Raw genomic sequence first — 16988 nt, 5'->3', positions numbered from 1 at the left:
CGGACCCTGTGCTGATGCTGTGGTCCGGCCGTGAGGAGCCGCAGGATCCGCACAAGGGATCCACAGGATCCGCACAGGTTCCTGGCACAGTCTGAGGTCATGAGCCAGACCGCGACCCGTCCCGACGGCACCCCGCTGCGCGCCCTCGTCGTCGACGACGAGGTCAACATCGCCGAGCTCGTGGCGATGGCGCTGCGCTACGAGGGCTGGGCGGTCGAGACCGCCCACACCGGTACCGACGCCGTCACCGCCGTACGCAGCCACGGCCCGGACGTCGTCGTCCTGGACATGATGCTGCCCGACTACGACGGCATGGAGGTGCTGCGCCGCATCCGCGCCGACGACCCCGGCGTCCCCGTGCTCTTCCTCACCGCCCGCGACGCGGTCGAGGACCGGGTCGCCGGCCTCACCGCCGGTGGCGACGACTACGTCACGAAGCCGTTCTCGCTCGAGGAGCTGGTCGCCCGCCTCCGCGCGCTGGTGCGCCGCGCCGGCACCGCCGTCGAGCAGAGCCGCTCCACCCTCGTCGTCGGCGACCTGGTCCTCGACGAGGACAGCCGCGAGGTCACCCGGGCCGGTGAGGAGATTGCGCTGACGGCCACCGAGTTCGAGCTGCTGCGCTACCTGATGCGCAACCCGCGCCGGGTCCTCAGCAAGGCCCAGATCCTCGACCGGGTCTGGAACTACGACTTCGGCGGCCAGGCCAATGTCGTCGAGCTCTACATCTCCTACCTGCGCAAGAAGATCGATGCCGGCCGCGAACCGATGATCCACACCATGCGGGGCGCGGGCTACGTGCTGAAGCCGGCCGGCTGATGGGGCGGCTCTGGCCGCGCTCGCTCACCGCGCGGCTCGTCATCACCGCGGTGGCCCTGGTCGCCCTGGTGTCGCTGCTCGTCGGCACGGTCACCACCCTCGGCATGCATGCGTGGCTGACCAACCGGCTCGACTCCGACGTGGCCGAGAGCCTGCGCCCCGGACCGGGCGGCCGCGTGCTGTTCGGCTCGCCGGGCACCCTGCAGGCCCGGTTCGCCGGCAGTGCCCGGGAAGGGGAGGTCGTCCGGGTGCGCAACAAGGTCGTGCAGCCCGAGTCCCTCGACCCAGCCGTGCTCGCGGTGTTGGCAGAGGTCGGCAGCGAGCCGACGACGGTGGAGCTGCCCGGCCTGGGCAAGTACCGCGTCATGCGGGGGCGGGACGAGCGGTCGGGCATCACGGTCGTGGCCGGCCTGCCCACCGAGGACGTCGACGAGGCGACCGGGTCGCTCATCCGCCTCGAGGTCGTCCTCGGCCTGCTCGGCATCGTCGCCGCGGCGCTGGCCGGCACCGCCGTCGTACGCCGCCAGCTGCGTCCCCTGACCGAGGTGGCCGCGACCGCCCACGCGGTCGCCGAGCTCCCCCTGGCCGAGGGCGAGATCGGCGTGACCGAGCGGGTCCCCGAGCACCTCACCGACCCGCGGACCGAGGCCGGCCAGGTCGGTCTCGCCCTCAACCAGCTCCTCGAGCATGTCGAGTCGTCCCTGTCGGCCCGGCACCGCAGCGAGCTGCAGGTGCGCCAGTTCGTGGCCGACGCCTCCCACGAGCTGCGGACCCCGCTGACCACGATCGCCGGCTACACCGAGCTCGCCCGTCGTCGCGGCGACGCCGACACCTCGGCCGTCGCGCTGGCCAAGGTCGAGGAGGAGGCCGCGCGGATGACGGCGCTGGTCGAGGACCTGCTGCTGCTGGCCCGCATCGACGCCGGCCGCCCGCTCGCGGCCGAGCCGGTCGACCTGACCCGGCTGCTGCTCGAGGCCGTCGACGACGCCCGGGTGGTTGCGCCCGACCACCGCTGGCGGATCGTGCTGCCCGACGACGGCGAGCCCGTCGAGATCACGGGCGACGAGCACCGGCTGCACCAGGTCGTGACCAACCTGCTGACCAACGCCCGCAAGTACACCCCGGCTGGCACCACCGTCACGGTCACCGTGCGCCCCGACGGGTTCGACGTGCACGACGACGGTCCCGGCTTCCCGCCGGACCTGGTGGACACGGCCTTCGAGCGGTTCACCCGCGGCGACGCGTCCCGGCACCGCTCCGACGGGGTCGGGCTCGGGCTCGCGCTGGTGCAGGCGATCATCAGTGCGCACGGGGGATCGGTGGCCCTGCACAGCGTGCCGGGGGACACCCGGATCAGCATCACCCTCACAGCGCGCCCATAGGTTCGGCCGAGGAGCGCCACAGTCCGACCGAACAGAGTCGGGCTCGTGAAACGCAAGCTCCTGCGCCGTGTCCGCGGCCTGCGTCGTTCCCGGCGCCTCGTCCTCTCCCTGGTCGCTCTCGTCGTGGTCGCCGGTGTCGCCGGCGGCTGGCTGCTCCTGCGGGGCGGCGAGCCCGCCGCCGCGACCACGACGACGGCGACCGTGCAGACCCAGACCCTGAAGCAGACCGTCTCGGCGAGCGGCACGGTCGCGGCCGCGACCACCGCGGAGCTCTCCTTCGACGTGAGCGGCACCGTCGCCGCCGTCTACGTCGAGCCGGGCGAGAAGGTGAAGAAGGGCCAGCGGCTCGCGGCGATCGACGACGACGTGCTCCGGGCCGAGCTGGACGCCGCGGAGAGCTCGTTGACAGCCGCGCGGACCGCACGCTCGCAGGACGTCGCCGACGATGCGTCCGAGGTGCAGCTCGCCGCCGACGATGCCGCCGTCCTCGCCGCGGAGTCCAAGCTGGCCCAGGCCCAGGACGCCGTCGACGACGCCGTGCTGCGCTCGACCACCAAGGGCACCGTCACCGACGTCGGCCTCGAGGTCGGCGACACCGCGAGCAGCGGCTCGATGACCGGCTCGACCGGCTCCGCCGACGGCTCGGACTCCGGCACCATCACCGTCGTGTCGACCGGCGAGTTCGTCGTCGACGCCTCCGTCGCCAGTGCGGACATCGAGAAGGTGAGCGTCGGCCTGCAGGCCGAGCTGAGCGTCAGCGGCGTCGACGAGACTGTCTACGGCACGGTCGAGGAGGTCGGCCTCGTCGCCGAGACCGACTCCACCGGCGCCGCGGTCTTCCCCGTCACGATCCAGGTGACCGACCAGCGCGACGACCTCTTCGGGGGTACGTCGGCCGACGTCGCCATCGTCGTCAGCCAGCGTGCCGACGTCCTCACCGTCGACAGCCGCGCGATCACCACCGAGGGCGACAAGACCTACGTCGAGAAGGTCACCGACAGCAAGACCGGCACCACCGAGCGCACCGAGGTCGAGGTCGGCGAGACCTCCGGCATGGCCACCGAGATCACCTCGGGCCTCAGCGAGGGCGACGTCGTCGAGGTCGCCGGCTTCGCCGGCCCCGGCGGCCCCGGCGGCGACCAGCAGATGCAGCAGCTCCGCGAGCAGATGCAGCAGAACGGCGGCTTCCCCGGCGGTGGCTTCCCGGGCGGTGGCACCGGCGGGCTCCCGGGCGGTGGCAGCCGGTGAGCGCCCTGATCGAGATCTCCGGCGTTCGCAAGACCTACACCTCCGGCAGCGTGGAGTTCGAGGCACTGCGCGGCATCGACGCCACCATCGACGAGGGGGAGTACGTCGCCGTGATCGGCCCGTCCGGCTCCGGCAAGTCGACCCTGATGAACCTGATCGGCTGCCTCGACGTACCGACCGAGGGCCACTACGTCCTCGCCGGGGAGGACACCGCCGAGCTCGACGAGGCGGCCCTCGCGGTCATCCGCAACCGCCGGATCGGCTTCGTGTTCCAGCAGTTCCACCTGCTGCCGTCGATGTCGGCGTGGCGCAACGTCGAGCTGCCGCTGGTGTACGCCGGCGTGCCGCGTCCCGAGCGCAAGGAGCGGGCGATCGCGGCGCTGGGCAGGGTCGGCCTCGCCGACCGGATCGACAACCGCCCCGGGGAGCTGTCCGGGGGCCAGCAGCAGCGGGTCGCCGTCGCGCGCGCCCTGCTCACCGAGCCCGACCTCCTGCTGGCCGACGAGCCGACCGGGAACCTGGACTCCACCTCGACCCGCGACGTGCTCGGCCTGTTCGACGAGCTCCACGAGGCCGGTCGCACCATCGTGCTGATCACCCACGAGCCGGACGTCGCCGGGCGCGCCCGGCGCAACCTGGTCATCGACGACGGCCTGATCACCGTCGACCGGCTCACCGCGCGGGTCCCCGCATGAGCTGGTGGGAGACGGTCCGCTCCGGTCTGGCGGCGATCAGGTCGCACCGGCTGCGCTCGTCGCTCACCGTGCTCGGCATCGTCATCGGCATCTCCTCGGTCATCCTGACCGTCGGTCTGGGCCAGGGCGCGCAGAAGGAGGTCAAGGACCAGATCGACGCCCTGGGCTCCAACCTGCTCATCGTCTCGCCCGGCAGCACCACCAGCAGCTCCGGCGTACGAGGCGGCTTCGGCTCGGCCTCGACGCTGACGATCGCCGACGCCGCCGCGCTCGCCGATGCCGACGCCGCACCCGACGTGGCGGCGGTCGCGCCCGTGTCCACCGCCTCGGTGTCCCTCGTCAACGGCGCCACCAACTGGACCACCTCGCTCGCCGGTACGACGACCGCCTGGCTCGACGTCCGCAGCCGGGAGCTGAGCGCCGGCCGGTTCTTCACCACCGACGAGGCCGCCACGGGCGCCGCGGTGGCGGTGATCGGCGCCGACACCGCCACGGAGCTGTTCGGCCGGCAGAGCCCGGTCGGCCAGCAGGTGAGCGTCAACGGCACCCGCGTCACGATCATCGGCGTGCTCTCGTCGTCGGGAGCCTCGTCCTCGGGGGCGAGCGAGGACGACGTGGCCGTCGTCCCGGTCGGTACGGCGAGCCGGCTCACCGGGAGCACCTCCAGCGCGGTGTCGACCATCTACGTGGAGGCCGCCAGCGAGACCACGCTGGCGGCCGCGTACCAGGAGGTCCAGGCGCTGCTCGCCACCCGCCACGGCGTGACCACCGCGGACGCCGACTTCTCGATCGCCACGCAGGACTCGTTGGTCGAGACGGCGAACTCCACCAACCGGACCTTCACCGTCCTGCTCGCCGGCGTCGCCGGCATCTCGCTGCTCGTCGGCGGCATCGGGGTCATGAACATCATGCTCGTCTCCGTCACCGAGCGGATCCGCGAGATCGGCCTGCGCAAGGCGCTGGGCGCGGCGCCGCGCGTCATCCGGCGGCAGTTCCTCGTCGAGGCGTCCCTGCTCGGCCTGACCGGCGGCGTCGTCGGTGTCGTGATCGGCATCGCTGGGGCCCAGGTCCTCCCGCACTTCATCGACCAGGCCGTCTCCGTGTCGCTGCTCGCGACCACGGCCGCCCTCGCCACGTCGCTCGCGATGGGCGTCGGCTTCGGCGTGTACCCGGCCAGCCGGGCTGCCCGGCTGACCCCCATCGACGCGCTGCGCAGCGAATGACCCGTCCCCGCACCACCCACCCAGGAGCATCCATGACCATCCCAGCCCTCACCCGGCGTACCGCCCGCCCGTTCGCCGTCGTCGCCGCCGGCACCGCTCTCGCCGCCGCCCTCACCGGCTGTGGCGGGGACGACCCGACGCCCGACGCCGCTGCCGGCACCGCGACCGCGCAGGGCGGCGAGGCCGGGAACGGCGGCCCCGGCGGCGGGATGCCCGGCACCTTCGGCCTGATCGCCGCGGTCGACGGCGACGTGCTGCAGGTCCGCGGCCAGGGCCAGGGCTCCGGCCAGACCGCGGTCACGGTCACCGACAGCACGACGGTCACCGACCAGGCCGCCGGCACCCTCGCCGACGTCACCACCGGTGTCTGCGTCGTCGTGCGTACGGCGGACAGCGGCTCCACCGACGGCGCCGACAAGGCCGTCACCGCGGTCACCGCGGCCTCAGTCTCCGTGACCGCGGGCGACGACGGCACCTGCACCGGCGGCTTCGGCGGCGGCCCGGGCGGCGGGAACGGCGAACGGCCCAGCGGGATGCCGACCGACCGGCCCTCCGACCTGCCCTCCGACCTGCCCTCCGGCCTGCCCGGCGGCGGACGCCCCGGCGGCTTCGGCACCATCGGCAAGGTGACCTCGGTCAGCGACAGCGGCTTCGTCGTCGAGGGCATCGACGGCGACGTCACCGTCACGGTCGACGGCACCACGACCTACACCCACCAGGTCGCCTCCGACTCCTCGGCCCTGAACAAGGGCCGCTGCGTCCGCGTCGAGGGCGACGCGGACGACGCCGGCGCGGTCACCGCGACGGCGATCCAGGTCAGCGACGCGGTGAACGACCAGTGCGGGCGTTGAGGAGGGCACCCCGCCGGGTCGTCGTACCCCTCGCGGTGCTGGCGCTGGCGGGCACCGGCTTCGCGGCGTACGGCGCCGCGGGCGACGACGCCGTCTCCTACCGCACGGTCGCGGCCGCCACCGGCGACGTCGAGCAGACCCTCGACCTGTCCGGCGTGATCGGGGCGAGCGGCCGGTCCGACCTCGCCTTCGGCACGGACGGCGAGGTCACCCGGGTGCCCGTCGCCGTGGGGGACGAGGTCCGGCAGGGCCAGGTGATCGCGGTCCTCGACCGCGCCGCGCTCCGGGCCGCGGTCGACCAGGCCAGGTCCGACCTCGCGAGCGCCAAGGCCCGCCTCGTCGACGACGAGGACGCCCAGGCCGCCTCGGTCTCGACCGCGACCACCAGCACCCCCGCGACCGCGGAGCCGTCGGGATCCTCCGGCGCCTCGGGCTCGCCCACCAAGAGCGCGACCCCGACCGCGACGACCCCCGACCTCACCGCGCTCACGGCCCAGCAGGACGCCGTGACCTCGGCGCAGTCGACGGCCGGCACCGCCCTGGAGAGGTCGACCACGGCCCTCGCCACCCAGGAGCAGGCCTGCCGGGCGACGGCCGACCCGACCGATGCACCCAGCAGTGACCCGACCGACCCACCCAGCAGCGAACCGACGGACGGGTCCGGCCTCGACGAGGACTGCACCCAGGCACTCGCCGCGGTCCAGTCCGCCCAGTCCGCCACGGCCCAGGCCCAGCAGGCGCTCCAGGACGCGATCTCCACCCTGACCGCGACGCTCACCTCCGCGCTCGGTGACCTCGCCACCGGATCCGGAGCGGCCACCTCCGACACCCCCACGTCCGCCACTCCCACCTCCGGCGCTCCCACCTCCGGCGCTCCCACCTCCGACGCCGCGCCTTCCGATGCCGCCCCCTCCGATGCAGCTCCGTCGCGCACCGTCACCGCAGCGACGCTGGCCGACGACCAGGCCGCGATCGACAAGGCGAAGTCCGACCTGGCCTCCGCTCGCGCCGACCTGGAGGCCGCTGCGGTCCGCGCCCCCGCGGCCGGCACGGTCACCTCGCTGTCGGTCGCGAAGGGCGACGACGTGTCCTCCGGCGACACGATCGCGGTCGTGGTCGCCCCAGGGGTGACGACGGTGTCCCTGGAGGTCACCGAGACCCAGGCCGCCCGGCTGAGGACGGGTACCGCCGTCGAGGCCACGCCCTCGGGCGCGACCGACCCGCTGGCCGGCGAGATCAGCCGGGTGTCGAACGTCCCGACCACCTCGGCCTCGGACTCGACCTCCGACACGGCCTCCGACCCGACGTACGCCGTCGACATCACGCTGGACGAGCGCGATCTCGCGCTGCCGGAGGGCCTGCCCGCGTCGGTCGAGGTGGTCGTCGGCAGCGCGCAGGACGCCGTCACCGTCCCCGCCTCGGCCATCAGTGACGGCACCGTGACCACCCTGGTGGACGGCAGGGCCGAGCGGGTGCGGGTCACGACCGGCATCGTCGGCAGCACCGACGTCGAGATCGTCGACGGGATCGAGGCCGGTACCCGGGTGGTCCTGGCGGATCTCGACGCCGACCTGCCGAGCAGCGACGGCCAGGACCAGCAGGGCTTCGGCGGTGGCGGGTTCGGCGGCAACGGGGTCCGGATGGGACCGCCCGGCGGCAGCGTCACGATCCGCCGGTGAGCGCACCCGCCACGGAAACCGGTGGCGCCGCCTGCCCTCGCGGAGCACGCTGCAGGGGTGAGCACGAGCACCTGGACGAGCGCGGTGTGGGCGACGGAGCAGTTCCGCGCCGAGCTGTGCGCGTTCCTGACCGCCGCGGTCGGGATCCCGGAACGGGTCGAGGTGGTCGCGCTGCGGCCGTGGTCCGCGCTGTGGCGGGTCACGGCGGGCGGCCGGACGTCCTACGCCAAGCAGAACTGTCCGGGCCAGGCCCACGAGGCCCGGCTGATGGCACGCCTTGCCCGGGTCGCCCCCGACCGTGTCGTGCCGGTCCTCGCGGCCGACCCGGACCGCGACCTGCTGCTCACCGCCGACCTCGGCCCGACCGTCCACGACCGCGGGGGAGCAGCGGATCCGGCGACCTGGGCCCGGATCGCCGCCGACGCGGCGGACCTGCAGCGCCGGCTCGTCGGCGCGGTCGACGACCTCCGCCTGAGTGTCCTGGCCCCCGCCGACGCCACGACGTACGTCGCCGACGCGGTCGGTCGCCTCGCCGCCCTCGCCCCTGACGACCCCCGTCGTCTGGCTCCCGAGGTCGCGGTCCTGCTCGAGGCGCTGCTCCCGACCGTCGAGCGCTGGTCCGACCGGGTCGAGGACCTCGACCTGCCGCTCACCCTGCTTCACAACGACCTGCACGCCGAGAACGTCGTCCTCGCGCCCGACGGCGGCCTGCGCTTCTTCGACTTCGGCGACGCCCTCGTCGGCGATCCCCTCGCCGGCCTCTACGTCCCGCTGGCCATGGCCCGCGAGTCCCTCGGGCTGCCACCGGACGACCCGGCCCTGTGGCGCATCGCCGACGCCGCCCTCGAGGTCTGGTCCGACCTCGCCGCCCCGGCCGACCTGCGCGCCGCCCTGCCCGCCGCCCTCCAGCTCGGCCGCCTGGCCCGCGTCGAGTCCTGGCGCCGCTGCGTGGCCACCATGACGCCCGACGAACGACGCGAGTTCGGCTCGGCGCCCGCCGTACGCCTGGCCTCGCTGCTCGACCCACCGCCGCTCGGCACGCCCTAGAGTCGTCCCGTGGCCGACCGCCGAGGAACCGCGATCAGCAGGCATCTGCCCTGGGTCCTGCTCCAGGGCGGGCTGATCCTGCCTGCGGTGGCCGGCTCGCTCACCGGTCCCGATGTCGCCGGCGCGCCGTGGCAGCACTGGGCGGTCGGAGGCTTGCTCGTCCTGTGGGTGGGCTACTGCCTGGTGCGCAACCTCGTGCTCATGTGGAGCGCTCCGCCGAGCGAGACCCGGTCGTGGCACCTCGTCCCGCTCGTCGCGCTCGGACTGCTGCTCGCTCTCGTCGCCGCCGGGCCGCTCCTCGACGGCGGCCACGACGACGGCGTGCGGGGCGGCGCCGTCGCCGTCGTCGCGCTGGCCGTGCTGGGCCTCGCCGTCCGTGAGGTGACGCGCCTGCGTAGGGCGGGTGGGGCTCGAACCCACGACCCAAGGATTATGAGTCCTCTGCTCTGACCGACTGAGCTACCGCCCCGAGGGCCACAACCCTAGTGGCGCCCTACTCGCCCCACCCCATGGGGAACACCTCGAACGGCGCCGCGAACGTCACGCCGAGCCGGGCGCCGGTCGCCCGGGCCATCCCCTCGAGGAACTCCCGCGGGTCCCAGTTCTCCCAGCCCAGCCCGTCGATGTACGCCGCGTGCGCCTGCAGCGACTCGACCCCGGCGTCGAAGGTGGCCGTCGTGTCGACGGCGTGGGTCGCCTCGGGTGAGCCGAACGCCCACACCTCGCGTACGCCGCCCCACGGCTCCAGGCCGTCGGCGCCGCCGAGCTGGTCGGCGAACACCCACCGGTTCCCCGCGTCCCGTACGGCGTCCACCACCGCGCGCCCGACCGCGATGTGGTCGGCCTGGTTCAGGTTCCGCCCACCCCAGGTGTCGCGGAAGTTGCCGGTGATCACGATGTCGGGCCGGTGCCGGCGCACCTCGGCGGCGATCACGCCACGCAGCGCGACGCCGTACTCCAGGACGCCGTCGGCCTGGCCGAGGAAGTCGACGACGTCGACGCCCACGACCCGCGCCGAGGCGACCTGCTCGGCCTCGCGCAACTCGCGGCACGCGTCGGGATCCAGTCCGTCGATGCCGGCCTCGCCGCTGGTCACCATGCAGTAGACGACGCTCTTGCCCTGCCCGGTCCAGCGCGCGACCGCGGCCGCCGCTCCGAACTCCATGTCGTCGGGATGCGCGACGACGCACAGAGCCCGCTCCCAGGTCTCGTCGAGCGGCTCCAGCGGGGACGGCTTCTCGGTCATGCGTCGAGCATGTCACTCCTCGAGGCGCCGCCGCAGCGCCACGGCGTCGTGGGGTGCACGACCGCGGGCGTCGTTGTCGAAGTACACGAAGACGTCCGCGTCCTCGGCCCAGCGCCGGCACCGCTGCGCCCACCGGTCCAGGGACCGCGGCGCATACCCGCTGGCGTACAGCTCGGTGTGCCCGTGCAGCCGTACGTGCACGACGTCGCTGGTCACGACCTCGGCCATCGGCCAGCGGCCCGGGGAGTCCGACACCACGCAGCCGATCCCGTGCTCGCGCATCTGCGCGAACGCCTCCTCGACGCAGAAGCTGCGGTGACGGAACTCCACGACGTGGCGCACACCGTCGGGCAGCAGCCGGTAGAACGAGCCCATCAGCGCAGCGTCGTACGGCAGCGAGGCGGGCAGCTGCCACAGCAACGGCCCCAGCTTCGGGCCGAGCTCGAGCACCCCGGAGCCGAAGAACCGGGCCAGTCCCTCCTCGACGTCGCGCAGCCGCTTGAGGTGCGTGATGAACCTGCTGCCCTTGACCGCGAGCACGAAGCCGTCCGGTGTCTCGTCGCGCCACTTCCGGTACGTCGACGGCCGCTGGAGCGAGTAGAAGGAGCCGTTGACCTCGACTGTCGTCAGCCGCTCTGCGAGGTAGGCCAGCTCGCGGCGCTGCACCAGTCCCTTCGGGTAGAAGTCGCCACGCCACGACGCGTACGACCATCCCGAGGTGCCGATCCGGATGCTGCCCATGGGGCAGCGGTACCCACTAACGCGCCGTCGCGTCCGCGATGAGCAGCCGCTCGCCGTCCTGCACGAGGAACAGCGTGATGTCCTCGGTGCGCGAACCCCCGCCGCGCAACCGGTAGCGATAGGTGTAGCGCACCGTCATCGCCGCCGGATCCGCGCTGACGGACAGGATCCGCGGGTCCCGGATCGAGGCCCACACCTCCCGGTACCGCGGGCTGCGCTGCTGGTAGGCCTCGGTCAGCCAGGTGAACCCGAGCGCGGGGTCCCCGCTGGCGGTGGCGACGTAGTCGCGGGCGAAGGTCTCCAGCTGGGCGGCGGTCGGCGGCGTCGGCCCGCTCGACGGTACGGCGGTCGTCGGCTCGCTCTCCTCCGGAGTGGTGGTGTCCGACGTCTCCGGCCGCGTGCCGGGGGACTCCGCGTCGCCGCCGCCGAACAGCAGCGCAGCGCCGACGAGCCCGAGCAGCGTGACCATCGCCGCTCCGGCGAGCGCCAGTCCCGCCACGGGGATCCGCCGGCGCTGGTCCGGCGGAGCGACCCGGGCCCGCAAGTAGGCGGCCAGCTCCTCCGTGGACGGGCGCTCGCGCGGGTCGGAGCGCAGTCCGAGCTCGATGAGCGGCGCGAGCCACCCGCTGGAGCGAGGTACGACGGGCGGCTGGCCGAGCGCGGCCGGCGGCTCGCCTGTCGTCGCGTGCAGCAGCAGCGCGGCCATCGACCAGACGTCGTCCGGGGCACCGGGCGCCGAGAACGCGGGGTCGGGTGCGACTCGGGTGCGGTCGACGAGGAGTGCTCGGCCGCTGTCGTCGACCTCGATCGCCGCGGGCGAGATCGCGCCGTGGCGACCGGACGCGGCGTGCACGGAGGCGACCGACTCGGCGACCGGCAGCAGCAGCCGGGCCGCGTCGTCAGGTGACAGCACGCCGTACCCGCTCACGGCTCGCAGGCTACCCAGCCGTGGAGTTGTCGATCAGCAGGTTGCCGCCATCGGCGACCAGGAAGAGGGTGACCCGCTCGCGCCGGCGTCCCTCGCCCTTGAAGACGTAGGTGTAGCGGTAGGTCACCGTCATCCGTGCCGGATCGGCGGCGACCTCCAGCAGCTCCGGGTTCTTCACCCTGCCCCAGAACCCCGTGTAGTCGGGGCTCTGTGCCTGGTAGGCCAGGGTGAGCATCGTGAAGCCCCGGGCCGGGTCGGCGCTCGCGGTGGCGACATAGGTCCGCGCGAACTCCTCGAGCTCGGCCGCCGTCGGCGTGCTCGCCGCGCTCGACGTCTCGGTCGGGGTCGCGGACGTGCTCGGGGTGCCGCCTGCGGCCGGCGCACCGTCGTCGCCGCTGGGGCGCAGCACGAGGAAGGCGACGACGAGCAGCACCACCACGACAGCGGCCACGGCGGCCATCAGCAGCCCGGTCGACCGGCGCGCTGACGGCACCGCGGGCAGCGCCATCGTGTGGTCGGCGGCGCTCGCCGTGCGAGCGAGCTGGTCGCGCACCTCCGCCATCGTGGGCCGCGCCTGCGGGTCCTTCGCCATGGTCCGCGCCAGGAGCGGTGCCAGCCAGCCGGCGCCCTCGACCACCGGCGGGTCCTCGTGGGCGATCCGGTAGACCACGGCCAGCGGACCGTTGTCGAGGTCGTCGCGGTGGTACGGCGGCCGCCCGGTCAGCAGGTGGACCAGCGTCGCGCCCAGGGACCAGACGTCACTGGCCGGCGTCGCCTGACCGCCGACCGCGACCTCGGGGGCGAGATAGGCGGGGGAGCCGGTCACCAGCCCGGTCCGGGTGAGCGTCGCGTCGTCCGAGCCGCGGGCGATGCCGAAGTCGGTCAGCTTCGGCCCGTCCGGACCGGCGAGGATGTTGGACGGCTTCACGTCGCGGTGCACGATCCCGAGCGCGTGCGCCTGCGTGAGTGCGTCGGCGACCGGCGCCAGCACCCTCGCGGCGTCGTCCGGCGAGAGGGGAGCGTCGCGGATCACCGCCGACAGCGCCTGCCCGTCGACCTTCTCCATCACCAGCCAGGTGCCGCCGTCCCCGGTCACGAGGTCGTAGACCGCGACCACGTTCGGGTGGCCGACCTGGGCGGCGAGCCGCGCCTCGCGCTCGGCGCGGACCGCGTCACCGCCGAGACCGGTCGTGGTGCCGAGCCGCTTGAGCGCGACCGTGCGACCGAGGACCTCGTCGTACGCCGCCCACACCGCGCCGTGCGCGCCGTGTCCGATCTGCTGCTGGAGGGTGTAGCGCCCCGCTACCCGTTGGTTGGTCATCGCCCTCGCAACGTACCCGCGTCCACCGAGGCGAACCCAGTGGGCCGTCCCGCCGGCCATGGGGCACCCTAGGGGCGGGGACCTTCCCCGACTCACGAATCAGAGAGGACCGACGTGTCCGTCGACACCACGCTTCTGGACGACCTCGAGTGGCGCGGCCTGCTGGCCGAGTCCACCGATCGCGACGCGCTGCGCACAGCGCTGGGCGAGGGGAGCGTCCGGTTCTATGTGGGCTTCGACCCGACCGCGCCGAGCCTCCACATGGGCAACCTGGTCCAGATCGTCACGGCCATGCGCCTGCAGCGCGCCGGCCACACGCCGTTCGCCCTCGTCGGTGGCGCCACCGGCATGATCGGCGACCCGCGTGACTCGGGGGAGCGCACCCTCAACTCGCTCGACACCGTCCAGGAGTGGACCGCGCGGGTCCGCGGCCAGATCGAGCCGTTCCTCTCCTTCGAGGGCGACAACGCCGCGACCATGGTCAACAACCACGACTGGACCGAGGGTCTGTCGGTCATCGACTTCCTGCGCGACATCGGCAAGCACTTCCCGGTCAACCGGATGCTCGCACGCGAGACGGTGAAGCGTCGCCTCGAGTCCGGCATCAGCTACACGGAGTTCTCCTACGTCCTCCTGCAGTCGATGGACTTCCTGACGCTCTTCCGCGAGCGCGGCGTCACGCTCCAGTTCGGCGGCTCCGACCAGTGGGGCAACCTCACCGGCGGCGTCGAGCTGATCCGCCGAGCCGAGGGCGGCACCGCCCACGCGTTCGCCACGCCGCTCATCACCAAGGCCGACGGCACCAAGTACGGCAAGACCGAGGGCGGCGCGCTCTGGCTCGACGCGGAGATGATGCCGCCGTACGCCTTCCACCAGTTCTGGCTCAACGTCGAGGACGAGAAGGTCGGCGAGCTGCTGCGCGTGTTCACCTTCCTCCCGCGCGAGCAGATCGAGGAGCTCGAGGCTCGCCACGCCGAGAAGCCGTTCCTGCGCGAGGCACAGAAGGTGCTGGCCGACGAGGTCACCACCCTGGTCCACGGCGAGGCCGAGACCGTCAACGCCAAGGCGGCGGCCGAGGCGCTCTTCGGGGGCGGCGACGTCACCCTGCTGTCCGGTACGACACTCGAGGCAGCGCTCGGCGAGGCTGGCACGATCGACGTCGACGGCAGCGCCGGGATCCCCGATGTCGTGGAGCTGTTGACCCTCACCGGGCTCGCCAAGTCCAAGGGCGAGGCGCGGCGCACGATCGCCGAGGGCGGTGCGTACCTCAACAACGTGCGCGTCGACGACCCGGAACACGTCCCGGCACCCGGCGACCTGATCGCTTCCTCCTGGCTGGTCCTGCGCCGCGGCAAGAAGCGGTTCGCCGGCGTGCGCGTGCGCTGAGCCAGCCCGACATCCCCCTCGCACCCCCCTCGTGGGCGGCCCCTCGCGGGGCCGCCCACGAGGCGTTTTCAGGCCCTCGGAGGCCCCTGCGGACGCCTGTGGCCCGGGTCACGTCGTTTCGATTTGTGCTTCTGGCCGGGTGTGCGTAATGTTCTCTTTGTCGCCGGGTGCGGCGGGAAGCAAGACGGCGGTCAGCCGGAGGGCTTCCGGCCCCGCGACCACCAAGTCTTGAACCGCTGGTTCGGACGCCGGTCAGAAAAGCAAGTCCTTTCGGATTTGGCACAGACCGGAGTCAGACCCTAAGGTTTCGGACTGCATCAGCTCGAAGACGAACTGCGCAGACTTGTGCGGGGAACTTCGAAGCGTGTGATGTTTGAGAACTCAACAGTGTGTCATGCATAGATTGTTGTGACGTTTGTGTGCACTCGATCCTTTGGGGTTGGGTGTGTGTTTTCGGCAATGATGATTCTGATGACAAGTTTGTCAGCAGGGTCTTGATTGTCAGGTATCAAGTTTCTTATGGAGAGTTTGATCCTGGCTCAGGACGAACGCTGGCGGCGTGCTTAACACATGCAAGTCGAGCGGAAAGGCTCCTTCGGGGGTACTCGAGCGGCGAACGGGTGAGTAACACGTGAGTAATCTGCCCTGTGCTCTGGGATAGCCACCGGAAACGGTGATTAATACCGGATATAACCACTATAGGCATCTATTGGTGGTGGAAAGTTTTTTCGGCACAGGATGTGCTCGCGGCCTATCAGCTTGTTGGTGAGGTAATGGCTCACCAAGGCTTTGACGGGTAGCCGGCCTGAGAGGGTGACCGGTCACACTGGGACTGAGACACGGCCCAGACTCCTACGGGAGGCAGCAGTGGGGAATATTGGACAATGGGCGGAAGCCTGATCCAGCAACGCCGCGTGAGGGATGACGGCCTTCGGGTTGTAAACCTCTTTCAGTACCGACGAAGCGCAAGTGACGGTAGGTACAGAAGAAGGACCGGCCAACTACGTGCCAGCAGCCGCGGTAATACGTAGGGTCCGAGCGTTGTCCGGAATTATTGGGCGTAAAGGGCTCGTAGGCGGTTTGTCGCGTCGGGAGTGAAAACACCGGGCTTAACTCGGTGCTTGCTTCCGATACGGGCAGACTAGAGGTATGCAGGGGAGAATGGAATTCCTGGTGTAGCGGTGAAATGCGCAGATATCAGGAGGAACACCGGTGGCGAAGGCGGTTCTCTGGGCATTACCTGACGCTGAGGAGCGAAAGTGTGGGGAGCGAACAGGATTAGATACCCTGGTAGTCCACACCGTAAACGTTGGGCGCTAGGTGTGGGGCCTATTCCATGGGTTCCGTGCCGTAGCTAACGCATTAAGCGCCCCGCCTGGGGAGTACGGCCGCAAGGCTAAAACTCAAAGGAATTGACGGGGGCCCGCACAAGCGGCGGAGCATGCGGATTAATTCGATGCAACGCGAAGAACCTTACCTGGGTTTGACATACACCGGAAGCCCCCAGAGATGGGGGTCTCTTTGATACTGGTGTACAGGTGGTGCATGGCTGTCGTCAGCTCGTGTCGTGAGATGTTGGGTTAAGTCCCGCAACGAGCGCAACCCTCGTTCCATGTTGCCAGCGGGTTATGCCGGGGACTCATGGGAGACTGCCGGGGTCAACTCGGAGGAAGGTGGGGATGACGTCAAGTCATCATGCCCCTTATGTCCAGGGCTTCACGCATGCTACAATGGCCGGTACAAAGGGCTGCGATCCCGTGAGGGGGAGCGAATCCCAAAAAGCCGGTCTCAGTTCGGATTGGGGTCTGCAACTCGACCCCATGAAGTCGGAGTCGCTAGTAATCGCAGATCAGCAACGCTGCGGTGAATACGTTCCCGGGCCTTGTACACACCGCCCGTCACGTCACGAAAGTCGGCAACACCCGAAGCCGGTGGCCTAACCCTTGTGGAAGGAGCCGTCGAAGGTGGGGCTGGCGATTGGGACGAAGTCGTAACAAGGTAGCCGTACCGGAAGGTGCGGCTGGATCACCTCCTTTCTAAGGAGCACACCCGCAACGACAGCCGAATGTGTTGTTGTTACTTGGGGTGTTCGGATAGTGGAACGCAACGATCGTTGGACGGTGCTGGTTCATCTTCGGGTGAGGTGGTTGCTGTTCGGTAGGTATGGCACGCTGTTGGGTGTCTGAGGCATCAGACGCCTGCCTGGATTGGTTCCGGGTGTGGGGCTGGTTTGGCTTCTGGTTGTTTGACTTCTTCATAGTGGACGCGAGCATTAATAATAGTGTTTGTTTCGTGATTGTTTTGTGTGTTCTCTTATCAGGTTTGTACCACACGTCTTGTGATGAGGACCACTGACTGCATGGATGCTCTGCTGCGGGCCTTGTATTCTGGGTGTTCGTGGTGGGGTGTTTGTTGTGTGTGTTGG

General features: G+C 71.1%; 13 protein-coding genes, 1 tRNA gene and 1 rRNA gene. 10 read left to right on the top strand and 5 right to left on the bottom strand.

All coding sequences use genetic code 11. From position 1 onward, the window contains the following. Positions 1-99: 99 nt before the first annotated feature. The 8 genes from FBY23_RS17925 to FBY23_RS17890 are packed head-to-tail and all read left to right on the top strand — an operon-like array spanning position 100 to position 8941. Positions 100-816 (top strand): response regulator transcription factor, encoded by a 717-nt coding sequence (locus FBY23_RS17925; RefSeq protein WP_141799381.1) that lies wholly within the window; start codon positions 100-102, stop codon positions 814-816. After that, entirely contained in the window at positions 816-2198 is a 1383-nt protein-coding gene (locus tag FBY23_RS17920) for a cell wall metabolism sensor histidine kinase WalK (protein WP_141799380.1), read from the top strand. Before FBY23_RS17925 ends, FBY23_RS17920 begins: the two co-directional genes overlap by 1 nt. 45 nt (positions 2199-2243) lie before the next feature. Further along, positions 2244-3446: an efflux RND transporter periplasmic adaptor subunit gene (locus FBY23_RS17915; RefSeq protein WP_141799379.1), complete on the top strand. Its 1203-nt coding sequence runs from the start codon at positions 2244-2246 to the stop codon at positions 3444-3446. After that, positions 3443-4141, top strand: coding sequence for an ABC transporter ATP-binding protein (locus tag FBY23_RS17910; RefSeq protein WP_141799378.1), 699 nt, complete (start codon positions 3443-3445; stop codon positions 4139-4141). Before FBY23_RS17915 ends, FBY23_RS17910 begins: the two co-directional genes overlap by 4 nt. Beyond that, positions 4138-5364: an ABC transporter permease gene (locus tag FBY23_RS17905; RefSeq protein WP_141799377.1), complete on the top strand. Its 1227-nt coding sequence runs from the start codon at positions 4138-4140 to the stop codon at positions 5362-5364. Before FBY23_RS17910 ends, FBY23_RS17905 begins: the two co-directional genes overlap by 4 nt. A 32-nt stretch (positions 5365-5396) precedes the next feature. Beyond that, positions 5397-6215, top strand: coding sequence for a DUF5666 domain-containing protein (locus FBY23_RS26860; protein WP_141799376.1), 819 nt, complete (start codon positions 5397-5399; stop codon positions 6213-6215). Continuing rightward, positions 6212-7894, top strand: coding sequence for a biotin/lipoyl-binding protein (locus FBY23_RS17895; protein WP_141799375.1), 1683 nt, complete (start codon positions 6212-6214; stop codon positions 7892-7894). The genes FBY23_RS26860 and FBY23_RS17895 overlap by 4 nt, the downstream gene beginning before the upstream one ends. Positions 7895-7951: 57 nt before the next feature. Then, the gene (locus FBY23_RS17890) at positions 7952-8941 is read left to right on the top strand and encodes a phosphotransferase family protein (RefSeq protein WP_160158282.1); all 990 of its coding nucleotides are present in this window, start codon (positions 7952-7954) and stop codon (positions 8939-8941) included. 395 nt (positions 8942-9336) lie between these two features. Here the strand turns inward: FBY23_RS17890 and FBY23_RS17880 are convergent. From FBY23_RS17880 to FBY23_RS17855, 5 genes are all read right to left on the bottom strand, one after another. Next, positions 9337-9410: transfer RNA gene (locus FBY23_RS17880), tRNA-Ile, on the bottom strand. Between the two features lie 24 nt (positions 9411-9434). Next, positions 9435-10187, bottom strand: a complete 753-nt coding sequence (locus tag FBY23_RS17875; protein WP_141799373.1) for a PIG-L deacetylase family protein — start codon at positions 10185-10187, stop codon at positions 9435-9437. A gap of 12 nt (positions 10188-10199) precedes the next feature. Beyond that, positions 10200-10928 carry a DUF72 domain-containing protein gene (locus tag FBY23_RS17870; protein WP_141799372.1) on the bottom strand — a complete coding sequence of 243 codons (729 nt, stop codon included), beginning with the start codon at positions 10926-10928 and terminating at the stop codon, positions 10200-10202. Between the two features lie 16 nt (positions 10929-10944). Next, a complete protein-coding gene (locus FBY23_RS17865; protein WP_160158281.1) occupies positions 10945-11856 on the bottom strand; it encodes a hypothetical protein in 912 nt (303 codons plus the stop codon). Positions 11857-11866: 10 nt separating this feature from the next. Further along, a complete protein-coding gene (locus FBY23_RS17855) occupies positions 11867-13177 on the bottom strand; it encodes a serine/threonine-protein kinase (RefSeq protein ID WP_160158280.1) in 1311 nt (436 codons plus the stop codon). A gap of 114 nt (positions 13178-13291) precedes the next feature. On the opposite strand from FBY23_RS17855, the gene tyrS reads away from it, so the two are divergent. Beyond that, complete coding sequence (gene tyrS, locus FBY23_RS17850; RefSeq protein ID WP_141799368.1) at positions 13292-14563, top strand: tyrosine--tRNA ligase; 1272 nt, start codon at positions 13292-13294, stop codon at positions 14561-14563. Between the two features lie 516 nt (positions 14564-15079). Beyond that, positions 15080-16599: ribosomal RNA gene (locus FBY23_RS17845) — 16S ribosomal RNA — on the top strand. Positions 16600-16988 lie beyond the last annotated feature (389 nt).

The sequence above is a fragment of the Nocardioides sp. SLBN-35 genome, from assembly GCF_006715725.1.
Classification (GTDB): Bacteria; Actinomycetota; Actinomycetes; order Propionibacteriales; family Nocardioidaceae; genus Nocardioides.
Note: the sequence above shows the minus strand (reverse complement) of the source record. Positions and strands in the feature narration are given on the sequence as shown.

Bases quoted from the DNA above. Each gene is read 5' to 3' on its own strand.
- FBY23_RS17925 (WP_141799381.1), top strand. From the start codon at position 100: ATGAGCCAGACCGCGACCCGTCCCGACGGCACCCCGCTGCGCGCCCTC.
- FBY23_RS17920 (WP_141799380.1), top strand. From the start codon at position 816: ATGGGGCGGCTCTGGCCGCGCTCGCTCACCGCGCGGCTCGTCATCACC.
- FBY23_RS17905 (WP_141799377.1), top strand. From the start codon at position 4,138: ATGAGCTGGTGGGAGACGGTCCGCTCCGGTCTGGCGGCGATCAGGTCG.
- FBY23_RS26860 (WP_141799376.1), top strand. From the start codon at position 5,397: ATGACCATCCCAGCCCTCACCCGGCGTACCGCCCGCCCGTTCGCCGTC.
- FBY23_RS17875 (WP_141799373.1), bottom strand. From the start codon at position 10,187: ATGACCGAGAAGCCGTCCCCGCTGGAGCCGCTCGACGAGACCTGGGAG.
- FBY23_RS17870 (WP_141799372.1), bottom strand. From the start codon at position 10,928: ATGGGCAGCATCCGGATCGGCACCTCGGGATGGTCGTACGCGTCGTGG.
- FBY23_RS17855 (WP_160158280.1), bottom strand. From the start codon at position 13,177: ATGACCAACCAACGGGTAGCGGGGCGCTACACCCTCCAGCAGCAGATC.